The organism is Streptomyces sp. NBC_00670 (assembly GCF_036226765.1).
Classification (GTDB): domain Bacteria; phylum Actinomycetota; class Actinomycetes; order Streptomycetales; family Streptomycetaceae; genus Streptomyces.
The window spans coordinates 7,355,799-7,373,233 of record NZ_CP109017.1 but is presented as its reverse complement, the minus strand read 5'-3'; the positions used below and the strand labels follow the sequence as shown (position 1 = coordinate 7,373,233).

15 protein-coding genes and 1 pseudogene are annotated in these 17,435 nt (G+C 72.3%); 7 read left to right on the top strand and 9 right to left on the bottom strand.

Going from position 1 to position 17,435, the window contains the following annotated elements:
* Nucleotides 1-4: 4 nt before the first annotated feature.
* Nucleotides 5-1,822, bottom strand: a complete 1,818-nt coding sequence (locus tag OIE12_RS32425) for a peptide ABC transporter substrate-binding protein (RefSeq protein WP_329141519.1) — start codon at nt 1,820-1,822, stop codon at nt 5-7.
* 389 nt (nt 1,823-2,211) lie between these two features.
* Here OIE12_RS32425 and OIE12_RS32420 point away from each other — a divergent pair, with 389 nt between their 5' ends.
* Genes OIE12_RS32420 through OIE12_RS32410 form a run of 3 tightly spaced genes read left to right on the top strand, consistent with a single transcriptional unit; the run spans nt 2,212 to nt 5,779 of the window.
* Nucleotides 2,212-3,411 (top strand): ROK family protein, encoded by a 1,200-nt coding sequence (locus OIE12_RS32420; protein WP_329141518.1) that lies wholly within the window; start codon nt 2,212-2,214, stop codon nt 3,409-3,411.
* A 26-nt stretch (nt 3,412-3,437) separates the two neighbouring features.
* Complete coding sequence (locus OIE12_RS32415) at nt 3,438-4,970, top strand: M81 family metallopeptidase (RefSeq protein WP_329141517.1); 1,533 nt, start codon at nt 3,438-3,440, stop codon at nt 4,968-4,970.
* A gap of 56 nt (nt 4,971-5,026) precedes the next feature.
* A complete protein-coding gene (locus OIE12_RS32410) occupies nt 5,027-5,779 on the top strand; it encodes a copper homeostasis protein CutC (protein ID WP_329141516.1) in 753 nt (250 codons plus the stop codon).
* 9 nt (nt 5,780-5,788) lie between these two features.
* On the opposite strand, the gene OIE12_RS32405 is transcribed toward OIE12_RS32410, so the two are convergent.
* On the bottom strand, nt 5,789-6,460 hold the full coding sequence (locus OIE12_RS32405; protein ID WP_329141515.1) for a maltokinase N-terminal cap-like domain-containing protein: 672 nt from the start codon (nt 6,458-6,460) through the stop codon (nt 5,789-5,791).
* A gap of 54 nt (nt 6,461-6,514) precedes the next feature.
* A complete protein-coding gene (locus tag OIE12_RS32400) occupies nt 6,515-7,402 on the bottom strand; it encodes a LysR family transcriptional regulator (RefSeq protein WP_329141514.1) in 888 nt (295 codons plus the stop codon).
* Nucleotides 7,403-7,539: 137 nt separating this feature from the next.
* On the opposite strand from OIE12_RS32400, the gene OIE12_RS32395 reads away from it, so the two are divergent.
* Complete coding sequence (locus OIE12_RS32395) at nt 7,540-7,932, top strand: VOC family protein (RefSeq protein WP_329141513.1); 393 nt, start codon at nt 7,540-7,542, stop codon at nt 7,930-7,932.
* A gap of 19 nt (nt 7,933-7,951) precedes the next feature.
* Here the strand turns inward: OIE12_RS32395 and OIE12_RS32390 are convergent, their stop codons facing one another.
* The 3 genes from OIE12_RS32390 to OIE12_RS32380 are packed head-to-tail and all read right to left on the bottom strand — an operon-like array spanning nt 7,952 to nt 11,941.
* On the bottom strand, nt 7,952-8,992 hold the full coding sequence (locus OIE12_RS32390; protein ID WP_329141512.1) for a LacI family DNA-binding transcriptional regulator: 1,041 nt from the start codon (nt 8,990-8,992) through the stop codon (nt 7,952-7,954).
* A gap of 58 nt (nt 8,993-9,050) precedes the next feature.
* Complete coding sequence (locus tag OIE12_RS32385) at nt 9,051-10,802, bottom strand: discoidin domain-containing protein (RefSeq protein ID WP_329141511.1); 1,752 nt, start codon at nt 10,800-10,802, stop codon at nt 9,051-9,053.
* A 17-nt stretch (nt 10,803-10,819) separates the two neighbouring features.
* On the bottom strand, nt 10,820-11,941 hold the full coding sequence (locus tag OIE12_RS32380; RefSeq protein ID WP_329141510.1) for a DUF1996 domain-containing protein: 1,122 nt from the start codon (nt 11,939-11,941) through the stop codon (nt 10,820-10,822).
* 219 nt (nt 11,942-12,160) lie between these two features.
* On the opposite strand from OIE12_RS32380, the pseudogene OIE12_RS32375 reads away from it, so the two are divergent.
* Nucleotides 12,161-12,568 (top strand): annotated as a pseudogene (locus OIE12_RS32375) (SMI1/KNR4 family protein); the annotation flags it as partial.
* Nucleotides 12,569-12,719: 151 nt separating this feature from the next.
* Here OIE12_RS32375 and OIE12_RS32370 read toward each other — a convergent pair.
* Together OIE12_RS32370 and OIE12_RS32365 are read right to left on the bottom strand one after the other, a co-directional pair.
* On the bottom strand, nt 12,720-13,556 hold the full coding sequence (locus OIE12_RS32370) for a patatin-like phospholipase family protein (RefSeq protein WP_329142361.1): 837 nt from the start codon (nt 13,554-13,556) through the stop codon (nt 12,720-12,722).
* A 103-nt stretch (nt 13,557-13,659) separates the two neighbouring features.
* On the bottom strand, nt 13,660-14,385 hold the full coding sequence (locus OIE12_RS32365; protein WP_329141509.1) for an SDR family NAD(P)-dependent oxidoreductase: 726 nt from the start codon (nt 14,383-14,385) through the stop codon (nt 13,660-13,662).
* 100 nt (nt 14,386-14,485) lie between these two features.
* Here OIE12_RS32365 and OIE12_RS32360 point away from each other — a divergent pair, with 100 nt between their 5' ends.
* The gene (locus tag OIE12_RS32360) at nt 14,486-15,535 is read left to right on the top strand and encodes an Lrp/AsnC family transcriptional regulator (protein WP_329141508.1); all 1,050 of its coding nucleotides are present in this window, start codon (nt 14,486-14,488) and stop codon (nt 15,533-15,535) included.
* 58 nt (nt 15,536-15,593) lie between these two features.
* On the opposite strand, the gene OIE12_RS32355 is transcribed toward OIE12_RS32360, so the two are convergent.
* Entirely contained in the window at nt 15,594-16,640 is a 1,047-nt protein-coding gene (locus tag OIE12_RS32355) for an aldo/keto reductase (protein WP_329141507.1), read from the bottom strand.
* A 225-nt stretch (nt 16,641-16,865) separates the two neighbouring features.
* Between OIE12_RS32355 and OIE12_RS32350 the strand changes: the two genes are divergently transcribed.
* The gene (locus OIE12_RS32350) at nt 16,866-17,432 is read left to right on the top strand and encodes a TetR/AcrR family transcriptional regulator (protein WP_329141506.1); all 567 of its coding nucleotides are present in this window, start codon (nt 16,866-16,868) and stop codon (nt 17,430-17,432) included.
* Nucleotides 17,433-17,435 lie beyond the last annotated feature (3 nt).

Below are 17,435 nucleotides of genomic sequence, written 5' to 3'. Positions count from 1 at the left end.
GGGCTCACTTGCCGGTCCACTTCCACATGGCGGGGTGGAAGTTGGCGAGGGAGTCCTGGGCGAAGCCGCCGAGCCCGTTCTTGACCACGGAGACCTGGTAGTCGGGTTCCGGCAGCCAGATCACCGGGAGGTCCTTGGCCAGGGCGGCGCTGTACTCCTGGACGGCCTCGGTGGACTCGGAGGTGGTGGTGCGGCTGATCAGCTTGTCCACCGCGGGGTTGGAGTAGCTGCCGAAGTTGGAGCCGCCGCCGGTCTGGAAGAGCGAGTCGCCGCTCGGGTAGGCCGGGAAGTACCAACTGCCGGCGGTGCCGAAGAAGGAGAGCTGCCACTTGCAGCCGGAGTCCTCGGGCTTGCACTGACCGGACTGCGAGAGCACGGAGTTGACCGGTGCGGTCTTGATGGAGAACTTGATGCCGGTCTTCGCGAAGGAGGACTGCAGGGCGCTCATCATGTTGTCGGTGACGGCCGAGCCGGACTGCGACAGCACCTGCATACGGAACGTGGTGCCCTTGTCCACGCCCTTGCCGCACTGGTCGTCGCCGCTGCCCGGGTCCGTGCACACCATGGTGCCGCCCTGCTCGGTCCAGCCGTGCGAGGTCAGCAGCTGCTTGGCCTTGGCGGTGTCGAAGGGGTAGGGGTTGTTCTTCTGCACCGGGGAGACGAAGTCGGAGGTCTGCCCCTGCGGGATCGGGCCGAAGGTGGGCACGGCCGTGCCGTTGAAGATGACCTTGGACAGGCTCTTCTGGTCCACCGACATCTGGATCGCCTGGCGGGCGTAGAGCTGCTTGAAGACGGCGCCCATGGCGGGGTTGTTGAAGTTGTAGGGCATGTAGGTGATCGCCCAGCCCGCCCACGGCTTGATGCTGTAGCCCCGGGACTTGAAGGAGGCCTCCTGGCCGAGGTCGGTGGCGTTGATGTAGCCGTAGTCGACCGTGCCGGCCCGCAGCGCGTTGGCCTCGGCGTCCGTGGTGGTGAACGGCAGGAGGTTGACGTTCTTGATGTGGGCCTTGCCGCCGCCGTCGTACTTGGCGTTGGCGGTGAGCTGGACCTTGCCCGCGGTGGAGAAGGACTTGAGGGTGTACGGCCCGCTGACCGTCTTCCAGAGCGGGTCGCTCGCGTAGCCGGAGATGTTCTTGGCGGCCTTGTTGAGGTACGCCCACACCTTCTTGGCGCCGGCCGCGGTGCGGTCCTGGTCGGAGACGGTGGCGGAGTCGCCCGTCTTGTCCCAGACGTGCTGCGGCATGGGGCGGATCATGCTCAACTCGTTGGCGAGCATCCACTGTTGGTTGTACGCCTTGTCGAAGGTGAGGGTGAAGTGCGTGTCGTCGACGGTCTTGAATGAGGTCCAGTTGTCCGGTGCCTTGCCCGGGCTGTAGCTTGCCCAGTCGGCCTTGTCGGCCTTGACCAGGTTGAACCAGAACTCCACGTCGCGTGAGGTGACCGGCTTGCCGTCGCTCCAGTGCCGGTTGCCGAGGGTGATCGTCACGCTTCGGTTGTCCTTGGCGAACCGCGCCGCCGTGGCGAGGGAGTTGTCCTTGTTCCAGCCGACCTCACCGGTGGAGCCGTCGTAGGCGATGAGCGGCTCCCAGAGAACCTGGGATATGGAGGAGTTGTTGGTGTTGAGGTGCGCGGCCGTGCCGATCGGCAGTATCCAGTTCGGCGTGAAGTTGGCCGGGAGCGCGTAGTTGATGCTGTCCGCCGAGTGTCCGCCGGACGACGAGTCGCCGCCCCCGGAACAACCGGTGAGCAGCGCGCCGGAGATGACGGCGGCACCCGCGACCAGGGCCCAGCGGCGGCCGGTCGCCGTGCGAGCAGGAAACATGACTCTCCTCGAAGTGGAAGGACCCGTGAGGGGCCCCGACGACAGCCGGGGCGGGCGCCGCGGGAACCGGCGCTGCATGCACGACAGTCAACGTCCCACATGCCGAACGAACAAACAAGGATCGGTAAAAACTAAGTTTCTGCGGGCTCGACGGAAGTCTCACGAGTCCATGCCCCGTTGCAATTTCGCCGTGTTTATAGCGATTCACACCGTTTCCCACCCTCGTATTGCCGTCCGGAAGACGGTTCCCGTCCGCGTCTCGCGGGCGTACTGTCTTCGCCACACCCACCGTTGCGGAAGTTACTTCGTACATGACTGAAATAAGTGCGCGGAACCGCCGGCCCGTGAAGGAACAGCCCGGGAGGGACCAGCCCGTGAAGGGGAAGTCCGTGAAGGGGAACTCCCCGCTCGCCGCCCGGGTCCTGGAGCTCGTGGCCTCGGGCCAGGCCTCCTCACGCGCGGAACTCGCCGCCCTGCTCGGCGCGGCCCCCTCGACCATCTCCCTCACCGTGGGGCAGTTGGTGGAGCGCGGGCTGATCGCGGAGGAGGGCACCCACTCGTCCACCGGCGGGCGTCCGCGCAAGGTGCTGCGCCTCGGCGGGACCGACGAGTTCGCGGTCGCCGCCGACCTCGGCGGCCGGCACGCCCGGATCGGCGCGGTGCTGCCCGGCGGCCGGCTCGACCGGGTCACCACCGTGCCGTTCGTCATCGCCGACGGCCCCGAGGAGGCGCTGCCGCGGCTCGCGGACACGCTTCAGGCGCTGGCGGAGGAGCAGGGCCTCGACCGGCTGTGCGGTGTCGGACTCTCGCTGCCCGGACCGGTCGACGCCCGGTCCAGGACCGTCATGCTGCCCTCCCGGATGCCGGGCTGGAACCGCTTCCCCGTCGCCGACTGGCTGCGCGACCGCTTCGGCGTGGCGACCGCCGTGGAGAACGACGCCAACTGCATGGCGATGGGCGAACACACCGTGCGGCCCGCCGAACACCGCCAGTCGATCATGGTGAAGATCGGCTCGGCGATCGGCGCCGGTGTCATCGTCGACGGCCACCTCTACCGGGGCGCCACCGGCGCCGCCGGCGACATCACCCACATCCGCATCGACGGCGCCGCCGACATCCCCTGCTCCTGCGGCAAGACGGGCTGTCTGGAGACGGTGGCCTCCGGGGCGGCGCTGGTGCGCATCCTGCGCGAGCGCGGCGCCGACGTCGACAGCCCCGAGGACGTGGTGCGGCTCGCCGCCGACGCCGACCCCGAGGCGACGCGCGCGGTGCGCCGGGCCGGGGAGCACCTCGGTCAGGTCCTCGCCGCCAACGTCAACTTCTTCAACCCGGACGCCGTGTACCTGGGCGGCATCCTCTCCACCCTGGAGCCCTTCGTCGCCGCCGTCCGCAGCCGGCTCTACGAGAGCTGCCATCCGCTGGTCACCGAGCACCTCACCATCGAACGCGCCCGCCTCGGCGCGGACGCCGGTGTCGTCGGCGCCGGACAGTTCGCGCTCCAGCGCGCGATGGCCGACGCCCTGCGCGGCTTCGGCGCCGGCGGATCCGGCACCGGGCGGCCCGACCGCCTCGCGCCCCGCATCCCCTGAGCCACCCACGTCCCGTACGGAGAACCATGTCGGAAACTTCCGCCGCCCCCGTCACCTCCGCCCGCCCCGTCATCGCCGTCGCCGGGCTCGGCATCGAGTCGTCCACCTTCTCCCCGGCCCGCACCGAGGCCGCCGCCTTCCACCCCTCGCGCGGCGACGCAATTTTCGACCGCTACCCCTTCCTCGCCCCGGGCGAGGAGCTGCGCGAGGCGGCCGACTGGCACGGGGCGCTGGTGGGCAAGTCGCTGCCCGGCGGCACCGTCACCGCCGCCGCCTGGTCCGCGCTCACCGACGAGCTCATCGACCGCCTGGCCGCGCTCCCCCGGCTCGACGGCCTCTGGTACGACATCCACGGCGCGATGACCGTGGAGGGCGTCGACGACGCCGAGGCCGTCCTGCTGGAGCGCATCCGCGCCACCGTCGGCTCCGACGTCCTCGTCTCCACCTCCATGGACCTGCACGGCAACGTCTCCCGCGAACTGGCCCACCGCAGCGACCTGATCACGTGTTACCGGATGGCCCCGCACGAGGACCACCTGGAGACCAAGGAGCGCGCCGTGCGCAACCTGGTCGGCCTGCTCGCCTCCGGCGGCCCGCGGCCGGTCAAGGCGTGGGTGCCGGTGCCGGTGCTGCTGGCCGGGGAGCAGACCTCCACCCGCATCGAGCCCGCGCGGAGCGTCTACGCGGCGGTCGACGAGGTCGAGGCCCTGGACGGCGTCATCGACGCGGCGATATGGGTGGGCTACGCCTGGGCCGACGAGCCCCGCAACCGCGCGGCCGTCGTCGTCACCGGAACCGACCGGGACGCCGTGGCATCCGGTGCCGAACGCCTCGCACGCGGCTTCTGGGACGCCCGCCACGACTTCGCCTTCGTCGCCCCCACCGGCACGTTCGACGCCCTCCTCGACGAGGCCCTGGACTCGCCGGACCGGCCGTACTTCATCAGCGACACCGGCGACAATCCGACCGCGGGCGGCGCCGGCGACGTCACCTGGGGCCTGACCCGTCTCCTTCAGCGCCCGGAGTTCCAGAAGGACGACGGTCCGACGGTGCTCTACGCCTCGGTGCCGGGCCCCGCCGCCGTGGACGCCGCCGTCGCCGCCGGGGTGGGAGCCACGGTCACCGTCACCGCCGGGGCGGAGGTGGACGACCGGCGCGCCGGGCCCGTCACCCTCACCGGCGTGGTGCACGCGATCCGGCACGGCGACCGTGACGCCGGGACGGAGGTCGTGATCCGGGTCGGCAGCGTGTACGCGATCCTCACCCGGCTGCGCAAGCCGTACCACCACGAGCACGACTTCACCGACCTGGACCTGGACCCGCGCTCCGCCGACCTCGTCATCGTCAAGATCGGCTATCTGGAGCCGGAACTGTTCGACATGGCCGTGGGCTGGAAGATGGCGCTCACCCCCGGCGGCGTCGACCAGGACCTGCTGCGGCTCGGCCACCGCCGCGTCCGCCGCCCCCTGTTCCCCTTCGACCGCGACATGGCAGAGCCGGACCTGACGGCGCGGATCATCCCGGCCTCCGACCTGCCGCTCACCGGGGAGGACGAGTGACCGGCGCCCCGCTCGGAGCTCCGGCGGGTGTCCCCCGCGTCGCCGGGACCGCGCCCGTGTCTCTGGAGATCGCCGTCACCTCCCCGGCCGGTGCCCGGACCGCCCGCGCGCACGGCGCCGACCGTGTCGAGCTGTGCACCGGGCTCGAACTGGGCGGTCTGACACCGTCGGCGGCCACGGTGGAGGCGGCCGCGGCCGTCGGACCACCGGTGCAGGCCCTGGTGCGGTGCCGCCCCGGCGACTTCGTGTACGACGCGGAGGAGATCGCCCTCATGGTCGCCGAGGTCCGCTCCGTCGTCGCGTCCGGCGCGGCCGGAGTGGTCGTCGGCGCGCTCACCGCCGAGGGCGTCCTCGACACCGATGCCGTCGCCCGCCTCGCCGACGCCGCCCACGACCGGGGAGGCTCCGTCGAGGTCACCCTGCACCGGGCGGTCGACCAGTCCGCCGACCCGGTCGCCACCGCCGCACTGCTGCTCCCGCTCGGTGTCACCCGGGTGCTCGGCTCGGGGGGTGCGGCCACCGCCGCGGAGGGGCTGACCACGCTCGCCGGGATGGTCGCCGCGGCCCCCGGGCTGGAGGTCATGGCGGGCGGCGGCGTGCGCGTCGAGGACATCCCCGCGCTGGTCGGCGCGGGGGTCGCGGCGGTGCACCTCTCGGCCAAGGCCCGCGCCGAGCCCCGCCGCGCGGGCGCCTGGACTCCGCTCGGCGCCGCGGGGACCTCCCCCGACGAGGACACCCACTTCGTCACCGACCCCGCCCTCGTGGCGGCGGCCCGACGGGCGCTGGACGGGGCGGCGCGGGCGCGGTGACGACGGCGGCTACGGCCTGTCGTACAGCACGGCGAACACCCCCCGGACGGGATCGCCGTTCGGCGGCTGCCAGCCCGCGGTGACGTGACCGGCCGCCTCCGGGAACGCGGAGGGCGACTCGGCCGGGGTGGGCCGCAGTACCCGGTGCAGGTGCAGCGTCGTGCCCCGCGGCGCGGTCAGTACGGTCCGCTCCGGTTCGTCGGTGACGGTGAAGTCGGCGGGGAGGGGCCTGTCGGCGGTGTGGGAGACGAGGACGTCCGGGTCGGCGGTGTCGCTGACGCTCTGCATCTGCGGCTGCGCCCGCCCTTCGAGCAGCGCCGTCAACTGGCGGACCAGTACGGGGTCGTGACAGCCGTCGTACACCCAGCGCCGTCCGAGCACTCCGTGTTCGGTGGTGCCGAGGAGGGCGTGCTCCGCGCCGTCGAGCGGGGCACCGCGGTAGGTGAGCGGCACCAGGTAGGTGACCTGGTGCGCGCTGTCGGTGTCGGTGTCGGTGTCGGTGTCGGTGACCACCATGAACTCGATGCCGACCTCGCCCTCCGGATCGTCCAGCCGGAAGCCGCCGGCCTTCGCCAACTCCGGCTCGGAAGTGCCTCGTTGGTACCAGGGCCGGGTGGGCAGCCAGGAGATGAGCAGTTCCAGCTTGGTGGGGGTGAGGGTGGTGCGATGGATGACGGACATGCGGGAGTGCGCCTTTCGGTCGAGTGCTCGTATGCGGTGGTCGGGTGGCGGGGGTCAGTGCGGTGCGGGCGGTGTGCCGGTGTCCAGCAGTGCGAGGAACGCGGCGGCAGCGGGCGGCGGTGGCAGGCGGCTCCAGATGAGGTGTTCGACGCGTACCGGGCCGTCGGTGAGCGCGACGCACCGCACACCGTGCAGTTCGGCGGTGAACGGCTCGGGCAGCAGGGCGATGCCGAGGCCGTGGCGGACCATGCGGACCATGAGTTCGACGCCGGACACCTCGAAGGCGACCTCGCGCCGCAGGCCCGCCGCCGCGAAGGCCCGGTCCGACTGGGCGCGGGCGGCGCTGCCGTCGGCGAAGTCCACGAACACCTCGTCGGCGAGGCGGTGCAGGTCCACCTCGCCCTCCGCCGCCAGCGGATGGCCGGGGGCGACCACGGCGACGTGCCGGCCCTGGCCGAGCTCCCGGTCCCGCACGCCCCGCGGCCGGAATCCCGACGGTACGCCGAGCAGTGCCGCGTCGAGTGTGCCGTCGCGCACCTGCTCGACGAACCGCTCGCTGGAGCCCGTGCGCAGGCTGATCCGGACGTGCGGATAGCGCAGCCGGTAGTCGCGGAGCACCGCCGGGAGGTCGACGGCCGCGACGGTGGGGATGGAGCCGAGGGTGAGCGTGCCGCGTATCTCGCCGGCGGCCGCAGCCACCTCCGCACGGGCGCGCCCGGCCGCCTCCAGGGCCTGCCGGGCGGCCGGCAGGAAGGCCTCACCGGCGGGGGTGAGCCGCACCCGGCGGCTGGTCCGCTCGAACAGCCGGGCACCCAACTCCCGCTCCAGTTTCGCCACTTGGTGGCTGAGCGCGGACTGCACGACGTGGCACCGCTCGGCGGCGCGGGTGAAGCCGCCGGTCTCGGCGACCGCCACGACGTAGCGCATCTGCTGGAGGTCCATGCGACTGATCGTGGAACACGATGGATCGGATGACAAGCATGTGTTGGACCGATGGACGGCCGCGCGGCCATGCTGAACACGGCGGCACACTTCCGCCGTCACCGCTTCGGCGCCCCACTGTCACCCGGGAGACCTCCATGCGCGTGATCGCCTTCGACCACCTCGTCCTGAACGTCGCCGACATCGAGCGCTCACTCGCCTTCTACACCGGGCCGCTGGGCCTGGCCCCGGTACGGGTGGAGGAATGGCGGGCGGGCCGGGCGCCGTTCCCCTCCGTGCGGATCAGCCAGAACAGCATCATCGACCTCGTCGAGGCGCCCGCCGGGCAGCCGAAGGGCTCGTCCAACGTCGACCACCTCTGTCTGGTGGTCGAACCGCTCGACTGGCAGGAGGTCGTCGACTCCGGGGTCTTCACCGTGCTGGACGGCCCCGGCGAACGCTTCGGCGCCCGGGGCACGGCCCTCTCCCTCTACGTCGAGGACCCGGACGGCAACACGGTGGAGCTGCGCTGGTATCCGCAGGACGCCTGAGCGCGACGCACGCACGTTCTCACGCGGAGTCGCGCACGACCAGCTCCGGGGCGAAGACCACCGACGCCGGTTCGGTGCGCTCGCCCCGCACGTGCTCGTCGAGGAGGCGGGCCATCCGGGCCGCCATGTCCTCCACGGGCTGCCGGACCGTGGTCAGCGCGGGGCGGGACGTCCTGGCGACGGCGGAGTCGTCGAACCCGACCACGGCGACGTCCTCGGGCACCCGCCTGCCGTGCTCGCGCAGCACCTCGCAGGCGCCCTGCGCCATCAGGTCGTTGGCCGCGAAGACACCGTCCACGTCGGGTACTTCGGCGAGCAGCCGCGCCATGGCGGCGACGCCGCTGTCGTGCGTGAAGCCGCCCTCCGCGACGGGGACCGTCTCGTGTCCCGCGTCGGCGAGTGCCTCGCGGAAACCGGCGAGGCGCTCCCGGCTCGCGCCGACGTCCAGCGGCCCGGACACGGTGGCCGGCCGCCGGCAGCCGCGCGCCAGGAGGTGCCCGGCGGCGAGCCGGCCGCCGGCGCGGTGGTCCAGGTCCACGTGGCTGAGCGGCACCTGGCGCGTCGGGCGGGCGAACAGGACGGCGGGGAGGGCCTGTTCGGCCAGGAGCGCGGGCAGCGGGTCGTCGGCGTGGGTGGAGACGACGAGGGCGCCGTCGGCGCGGCCCTGCCGCAGATAGGTCAGCACCTCGTGCCGGTCCTGCGGCGAGTCGGCGAACATCAGCACCGGGTACATCGAGTGCGGTCGCAGATAGCCGACGACGCCGGCCACCACCCGGCCGAAGAAGGGATCGGTGAACACCCGGGCGGCGAACGCCTCCTGGGTGTCGTCCGGGGGCTCGCCCGCCCCGGACACCACCAGGGCGACGGTCTCGGCGCGCCGCGTCACCAGCGAACGGGCCGCCCGGTTGGGGGCGTAGCCGGTGTGTGCGATGGCCCGGCGCACCACGTCCTGGATCGCCGGGTCCACATTGCGGATGCCGTTGACGACCCGGGAGACGGTCGCCCGGGACACCCCTGCCTCCCGGGCGACGTCCTCCAGCGTGGGAGCCCTCCTGCTCATGCCACGCACCTTAACCGCGTGACGATCACTTGGCACAGAGCGCTCCCCCGGCCGCCTCTCAGGCGTAGACGCCGAACTCGTACAGCGAGTAGCCGTAGCCGGTGCCGCGTGCCGTGCCGTTGACGCGGACGTAGCGGCCGGTGCCGGTGACGTCGAAGTCGTCGACGCCGCCGTTGCCGTCCGTCACCGTGCGCACGGTCCGCCACGACTGTCCGTCGTCGGAGGTCTGGACGGTGTACGCCTTGGCGTAGGAGGACTCCCACACCAGTTGTACGTGCCGGAACGAGGTGCGGGTGCCGACGTCGACCTGGAGCCACTGCGGGTCGCTCCAGTCGCTGGCCCACCGGGTGGCGGGGTCGCCGTCGACCGCGTTGGCGGCCGTGCAGGGGCAGTCGCCGTAGCTCGGCTGGAAGGAGGAGGCGGTGGCGGGCCTGCGCAGTGCCAGGTTGGTACCGCCGACCTCGGGCGGGACGACGCGGATGGAGCGGGTCTCGACGCCGACGTTGCCGTGTCCGTCGGTCGCCTTGACGTACACCTTCCACACGCCCGGCCGGTCGGGTGCCGTGAACGTGAGCCGTCCCGTGCCCGGGCTGGTGAACAGCAGGGAGTTCAACTGCTTGCTGCCGTCGAGGTAGTTGCTGTTGTCCAGGACCTCGTAGGTGATCGGATCGCCGTCGGGGTCGCTCGCCCGGACGTCCAGGGTCACCGCGCGTCCGGCCGGCACCGCGCCCGCGCCGCCCTCGACGGACAGGTCGCCGATGACGGGCGGGGTGTTGTCGTGTGAGGTGTCCTTGCCGTAGGCCCGCTTCACCGCGTAGTACGACAGCCGCTTCTGCCCGGCGGGCAGCAGGTTGAACCAGATGCCGCCGAAGTCGTACTCGGTGCCGTAGTGGAACATGGTGGCGCCGAGCGCGACGCCCTCGTGTCCGGTGACGCAGCCCCACGCCCTGGTGTAGCCGTCGGCCTTGGCCCGGTCGCCCGGCTCCTGCGGGACGCCGTTGGCGTCGTCGGGCACCTCCCACTCCCCTGCCGGACCGGTCTCGGTGACGAGGTAGGGCTTGGTGTAACCCCCTTGCTCCCAGGCGGCCTTGACGTCGCAGACACCGTTGTAGGAGTTGACGGCGTACAGGTCGAGGTCGGGCGCGTTCTTCCTGTAGTACGGCCAGGCGCCGACCCAGGCGTCGGTGGAGGTGACCGGGTGGTTGGGGTCGACGGCGTGGATCTTCTTGGTGATGTCGTTGACGAGGGTGGTGTAGGCGTCGCGCTGACGCTCCAGTTCGGCCCCGCTGTAGCAGTTCTGCAGACCGAGCACGGACTCGTTGCCGACGTCCCACATCAGGACGCCGGGGTTGTCCTTGTAGGTCCGCGCCCACTGGGGGAACTCCTCGAGCACCTGGTTCTTGTACGAGGTGTCGGTGAGGTAGTCGACGCAGCCGCCGGAGCCGGGGCCGCCGCCGGGCTGGAGCCAGAACCCGGCGACGACCTTGATGCCGTGCGCGGCGGCGGCGTCGAACAGGGGCTTGCTGGAGGCGTCGGTGCCCCAGGTGCGGATCGTGTTGACGCCCATGGACCGCAGATCGGGCAGGTACTTCTCGGCGTCGGCGACGGCCGGGCCCCAGGTGAGGCCCTTGACCTGGTACGGGCTTCCGTCGACGGTGAGCTGCCAGTGTCCCTGGGAGCCGGTCACCTTGACGACGCTGCCGGCGGCGTGCGCCGCGGTCGCGGGGAGTGCCGCCAGGGCGCCGGCCAGGAGGGCGCCGACGGTGAGGGGGGTCAGGAGGCGGCGGGTACGGGTGCGTGGTGGGGTCACGGTGTCCTTCTCGGGGGTTACGGGAGCCGGTAGTTCTCGTCGAGCGCCGCTCCCGCCTCCGGGTGCGTCTGGTCGTAGCCGCGTGCGTCGCACTGCAGTCCGCCGACGAGGCAGTGGTCGACCAGGGCCTTCAGCGTGGCGTCGTCCCAGGCGTTGAAGAAGTCGTAGTGGAAGCTGTGCCCGGAGCCGCTGGCCAGCGTGACCCGTGACATGTCGCCGTTGACCGGGAACGCCATCTTGAACTCGATCATGGGCAGCGCCACGGGGTGGTCGGCGGGGCAGACGTTGTCGTTGGTGCCGGGCTTGACCACCGGATAGGCCATGTGACTCTTGTGATCGGGCGTGTCCAGGTACGTGCCGTCCCAGCAACTGGGCGCCTGGAAGCGGATGTTGAGCTGGACGTCGGCGCGGCTCGGGCAGCTCGCCGGGAACTCGGTGTTGAAGTAGCTGTCACCGCACTCCCAGCCCTCGACGAAGCCGGGGTGGTCGCGGAACTCGGCGGCACTCTGCATCGGGCTGCCGACCACGAACCGCAGGCCCTTGGGGAAGGGACGGACGCTGGTGTAGTCGGTGACTCCGGCCTTGTAGTAGATCGTCTGGGGGCCGACCGGCAGCACCGGCTTGCCGTCGTTCAGCAGGGTGGGCATCCAGTAGCCGGAGAGGTCGCCGGGTGCCTTGCAGGTGGTGCCGCCCGCGGCCAGCGAGGCGGTCGAACTGTAGGCGTCGGTGGTGGTGTTGCCCATGAACGTGTGGTCATGGGACTTGCCCGGCTGCTGCGGGAAGACGATCGGGTCGTCGGGAGCGGTGTGGGTGACGCCGCAGTTGGCCTGGAACTCGTGGAAGTAGCGGTGCGGCGGGTCCTGCGTCGACGGGGTGACACCGGTGACCGGCGGGTTCGCCGGGATGTAGCCGTCGCCGTCGGGGTCGTCCGGGGAGGCCGCGGTGAACTTCATGGACGCGGCCATGGCATGGCTCGAGCCGCCGGGATGACCCGAGTGGGCAGCGGTGTGCGACGCGGGGGCCGTCGTGCCGGGGGCCGCCGCCCCGGCGGTCGCGGCGATGCCGCCGGCGCCGAGCGTGGCGCACAGCAGCGCGCCCGCGATCAGCGTTCCGGAGAGGGCCTTGGATCTGCGTGGCATGGAAACCTCCTGGAGTGGGGGTGGTGGAGGTCGTGAGGGGTCGTGGGGGAGCGCGGGAGAAACTGGGAGAGCGCTCTCCCACGCACGGAGTGTCCGGGCGGTCATGACAAGGTGTCAAGAGACGCGGCAGAAGCTGTGGCAGCGGGAGAGCCCGCGGGCCCGGCGGCCGCCGGGGCGTTGTCAGTGGTGGGTGGCAGCATCTGGAGCATGACGGAGTTCCCACCCGCCTCCGAGGAGCGGATCACCGCCATGGAGGCGCGCCTCGGCCGTCGGATGCCTCCGTCGTACCGGGAGTTCCTCGCCGTCACCGACGGCTGGCGGCACGCGGGCGGCTTCGTCTGGCTGCTCGCGGGCACGGCGGAGGCCCGCTGGCACGACAACGACTCCGGACTCGCCGACGACTTCGCGGAGTACCTGGAGGAGGACGCCACTGCCGAGGAGCGGCGGGAGGCGGCCATCTGGCGGAGCGGGCTTCAGCTGGACGTCGAGTCCGACGCCCTTTACGTGCTCATGGATCCCGAGGACGCGGACGAGCATGGCGAGTGGGCCGTGTACACCTGGGCGGGCTGGCGCGCCGCCCCGCCCGTACGGCACGCGAGCTTCTGGGAGTACATGCACGACATGCACATTGGCCCCTCAGGTGCCGGACCCGCAGGTGCCGGACGCACAGGCTCCGCCGGACCCGCAGGCGGCTGACGGACGCCGTCCGGAGGGAGCCGGTCCCGGGCCGCCTGACGGCACCGGCCGGCCGGCGGGGGGCCGGCCGGGCTCGTCCTCCTCAGCGCCAGGGCAGCTCCAGGCTCCGCCCCTGCGCGCGTCCCGCCTCGGCGGCCGGTGCCCGGGTGGTGGGGTCCAGGGGGTTGGTGCCCATGGCCGTGAGCGACGCCTCGTCGGGCTCGACGACCAGGACGTCCGTGCCGTGCGCGCGCAGTTCCGCCACCGTCGCCTCCAGCGGGGCCTCGCTGGGGAACAGCTCGGCGCCGCCCATCGGCACGATCACCAGTACACGCGAGGCGCCGGCCGCGTAGTCGGCGTTGGCGAGCGAGCGGACGCCGCCGTCGACGTACCGGAGCCCGTCGATCGTCACCGGCGGCCACACGCCGGGCACGGCACAGCTCGCGGCGACCGCGTCGACCAGGCCCACCCCGGACGTGCGGTCGAACACCCGGGGTTCGCCATTTCCCGCCTCCACCGCGACGACGTGCAGGGTGCGACCGGGCCACTCGTGCGACGGCAACCGTGACTCGATCACCGCCCGCCGCTCGGGCTCCGGCACGGTCACGGCGTCCAGCGCCAGCTTCCCCACCGCGCGCCGCATCGCCGGGATGTCGGCCGCGTCGGCGAGCACACCGGCCAGTTCGGCGCCGAAGGACTCCATGTCCCAGTCGGCCATGATCTCGGCGGACTGCCGCGCGGGGTCGGTCTGCCGGGCGTAGAGCTCCTCCAGGGGCAGTCCGCTCCCGAGCTGCGCCGCCACGGTGGCGCCCGCCGACGTTCCCACCAGCAGGTCGGCCCCGGTGACGTCGCGCCCCGCGTCGGCCAGTCCGGCAAGCACCCCGGTGGTCCACGCGATCCCGGCCACGCCCCCGCCGCCCAGCACCAGCGCCTCGCTCATCCGTCGCTCCCCCTCGTCGTACGGCATGTATTCCGCACCGTAATACAGGCAGTGAGCGGGCGTCGGGCCGGCCGCCCGGGCATGGACACCGGGGACACGCCGCTCACCAGGGCACGGTCCCGCCCGTCCGGTCCAGGTAGGCCAGGCCGGGCGTGCCCAGCCGGGAGAGCAGGACGTCGACGATCAGCGGGGTGCTCTCCTCGAGGGTGTACGGCGCGTCGGGTCCGCCGAGCGCGGTGCGGATCCAGCCCGGTGCCATGAGGACGAGGGCGCGGTGTGTCCCGGACTGCCGGACGGCGAAGCCGCGCATGAACATGTTGAGGGCGGCCTTGCTGCCCCGGTAGACCTCGCGGCCGCCCTTGGTGTTGTGGGTGATGCTGCCCTGTCCGGAGGACATCGCCCCGATGAGACCGGTGTCGGACACGAGGTCCTCCAGTGCCTCGATGACACGCATCGGGCTGAGGGCGTTGGTGACCATGATGTCGACGAAGTCGGCCGTCGGGACCGCGCCGATCGGGGTGTCCACGTTGTTGGTGGTGCCCGCGTTGACGAGGAGCAGGTCGAGACGGCGCGGGGCGAGGCGTGCGTGCAGGGGTGGCAGGTGGGCGGGTTCGTTGATGTCGAGGTGTTCGACGGTGACGCGCCCGCCGGACCGGTCGGCGAGGTCGTGCAGGGGGGTGCGGGCGGTGGTGTCACGGACGGTGCCGATGACGTTCCATCCCCGGTCGAGGAGTTCGGCGGCGATCGCGTGGCCGAGGCCGCGCGAGGCGCCGACGACGAGTGCGGTGGGTGTGTGCGGGCTCGGCGGGTTCCCGGTGGTCGACGGCATGAGGTGTCCTGTTCGTTCGGCGGCCGGTGGTGTGCGGCCAGTCTGTGCGCGTCCCTGTCGCCGGAACGAGCCGGAGGGGCACTTCTGTAGGATTCCCGTCATGCCGGGTGCCTCAGTGTCGGAATCCTTCGCAGTACAGCCCGAGGACGTGCGGATCATCCGCGCGTTGCAGATCGCTCCGCGGGCGTCCTTCGCGGCGATCGCGGGCGCGGTCGGTCTTACCGAAAGCGCTGTCAATCGCCGGTACCGGCGGCTGCGTGCCGAGGGTGTCCTGCGGGTGGCCGGGGTGGTCAATCCGGGGGCGCTGGGGCAGAGCAGGTGGCTGGTGCGGCTGCGCTGCCGGCCGGGCAGCGTCGCGGCGATCGCCGACGCGCTGGCCGGACGCGAGGACGTCAACTGGGTGGCCCTGAGCGCGGCCGGTTACGAGATCACGTGCGCGATCCAGTCACGCAGCCGTGAGCAGCGCGAGGAGCTGCTCGGCCGGCGGCTGCCGCGCACGGCGGCGGTGCTCGACATCAACGCCTTCGCGATGCTCCGTCAGTTCCTGGGCGGCCGCGGCCACTACTGGGCGGCGTTGCACGGCGTGCTGTCCCCGGAGCAGGAGGCGCTGCTCGGCAGCGACGGCTCCCCGTTCGCCGAGGTCCCCGTCGTCGCCCGGGAGCCGGCGGTGCTGACGGCCGGGGACGAACGGATCTGCGCGGCCCTCGCGGCGGACGGCCGGGCCAGTCTCGTCGACCTCGCCGCGGCGGCGGACTCCACGCCGGGGCGGGTCTCCCGCCGCCTGGACGCCCTGCTGCGGCGCGGGGTCGTCCACATCGACGTGGAGATCGCCGCGGCCGCCCTCGGGTATCACGCGCGGGCCAATCTGTGGCTGCGGGTGCATCCGTCGGCGGTCAAGGAGGTGGGGCGGGCCCTCGCGCGGGAACCGGGGATCGCCTTCGCCGCGGCCGTCTCCGGGCCGTCCAACGTCCACGCCGTGGCGCACTGCCGGGATCTCGACGAACTCTTCGAGTTCACCTCGGACCGCGTCGGCTCCCTGGCCGGCCTGCAGAGCATGGAGGTCTCCCCCGTGCTGCGGCACCTCAAGCAGGCGGGCACGCTGCTCTCCGGCGACCGCCTGGTGGGGCCGTCGCACGGGCGCCGTGTGTGAGCGCGGGTGCCGTACGTGAGGCGGGGTGCTCCGAGCGGGCCGGGCTCGGCGGGGGTCATCACACGGCGGCGCGGCGGCGGCGTCGCGGGTCGGCCAGGATGTCGGCCGCGTAGCCGGTGTCCTCGGGGTTGAGGTCGGTGCCCGGTGCGACGACGCGGTCGATGCGGTCCAGGACCGCGGGCTCCAGGACGATGTCGGCGGCGCTCAGTTGGCCCTCCAGTTGTGCGGCGGTGCGCGGGCCGATGATCGCCGCGGTGACCGCGGGGTGGGTGGTGACGAAGGCGAGGGCGAGCTGGATCAGGGTCAGTCCGGCCTCGGCGGCGATGCCGGCGAGTTCCGTGACGGCGTCGAGCTTGGCGCGGTTGCCCGGGATGCCGAGATCGTAGTGGGAGAGGGTGGTGCGGAACGGCATCGTGCGGGTGCGGTGGCTGGACAGGACGGCCGCGTCCTGGTGCAGCCGGCCGGAGAGCCAGCCGCCGGCCAGCGGACTCCAGGCGAGCACGCCCATCCGGTACGTCTCGCAGGTGGGCAGGACGTCGGCCTCGATGCCCCGGGCCAGCAGGGAGTACGGCGGCTGTTCGCAGACGAAGCGCTCGCGCTGCCGTCGTTCGGCGGTCCACTGCGCCCGGACGATCGCCGAGGGGGCGAAGGTGGAGGAGCCCGCGTAGCGGATCTTTCCCGCGCGGACGAGGTCGGAGAGGGCGCCCAGGGTCTCGTCGAGGTCGGCCGTGGGGTCGGGCCGGTGCACCTGGTAGAGGTCGATGTGGTCGGTGCCGAGGCGGCGCAGGCTCGCCTCGCAGGCCTTGACGATCCAGCGCCGCGAGGCGCCGCGCTCGTTGCGGCCGGGGCCCATGGGGCTGGACACCTTGGTGGCGAGGACGACGTCATCGCGCCGTCCGGCGATCGCCTTGCCGACGATGACCTCCGACTCGCCGCCGGAGTACACGTCGGCGGTGTCGATGAGGTTGACGCCCGCGTCGAGCGCCGTGCGGACGATGGCGGCCGCGTCGTCGTGGTCGGGGTTACCCCACTGGCCGAACATCATCGCGCCCAGGCAGAACGAGCTGACCTGGACGCCGGTACTGCCCAGCGTGCGGTACTGCATGGCGTGGACCCTCCGGTGGGTGCGGTGGTGGCATGGGAGCGGCGGGTGGCCGGCTGCTACCGTGACACCCAAACGGAGTCGGCTCCGCTTGAGCCGTCAGACTAAGCGGAGCCGACTCCGCATAGCAAGCCGGACATCGAGCGAGAGCCGAGAGCCGTGAGCAGTGAGCAGTGAGCGGGGGAAACACCCGCATGCCGAACGAGAGCCCAGAGGGAGAACACCCGCATGCCTGAGTCATCCGGCCGGCCCGTCCGTGCCGACGCGCGGGCCAACGAGGACAAGCTGCTGGCCGCCGCCGCGCGGGCCTTCGCCCGGGACGGCGCCGCCGCGACACTCAAGGCAATCGCCAAGGACGCGGGCGTCGGAATCGGCACGCTGTACCGGCGCTTTCCGACCCGCGAACAGCTCGTCGACGCGACCTACCGCTACGAGACGGCCCGGCTCGCCGCCGGTGCGCCGGACCTGCTCGCCGAACTCCCCGCCGACCGCGCCCTGCGCACCTGGATGTCCCGCGTACTGGACTACCTCGTCGCCAAGCACGGCATGGCCGACACCCTCAACGCCCTCCTGCGGGACGACGAGCGCCTGGGCTCCCGCACGCGCGAGCAACTGACCGGCGCCATCGAGGAGTTCCGCCTGGCCGGCGTCGCCCAGGGGGTACTCCGTGACGACGTCCCCTCCCCCGACATCCTCATGGCCCTCGCCGGCGTCACCCTGGTCACCGGCGCCCCCCACCAACGCCCCCAGGCCGAGCGCCTCCTCGACCTGCTGCTGGCCGGCCTGGTCCGGTGATCC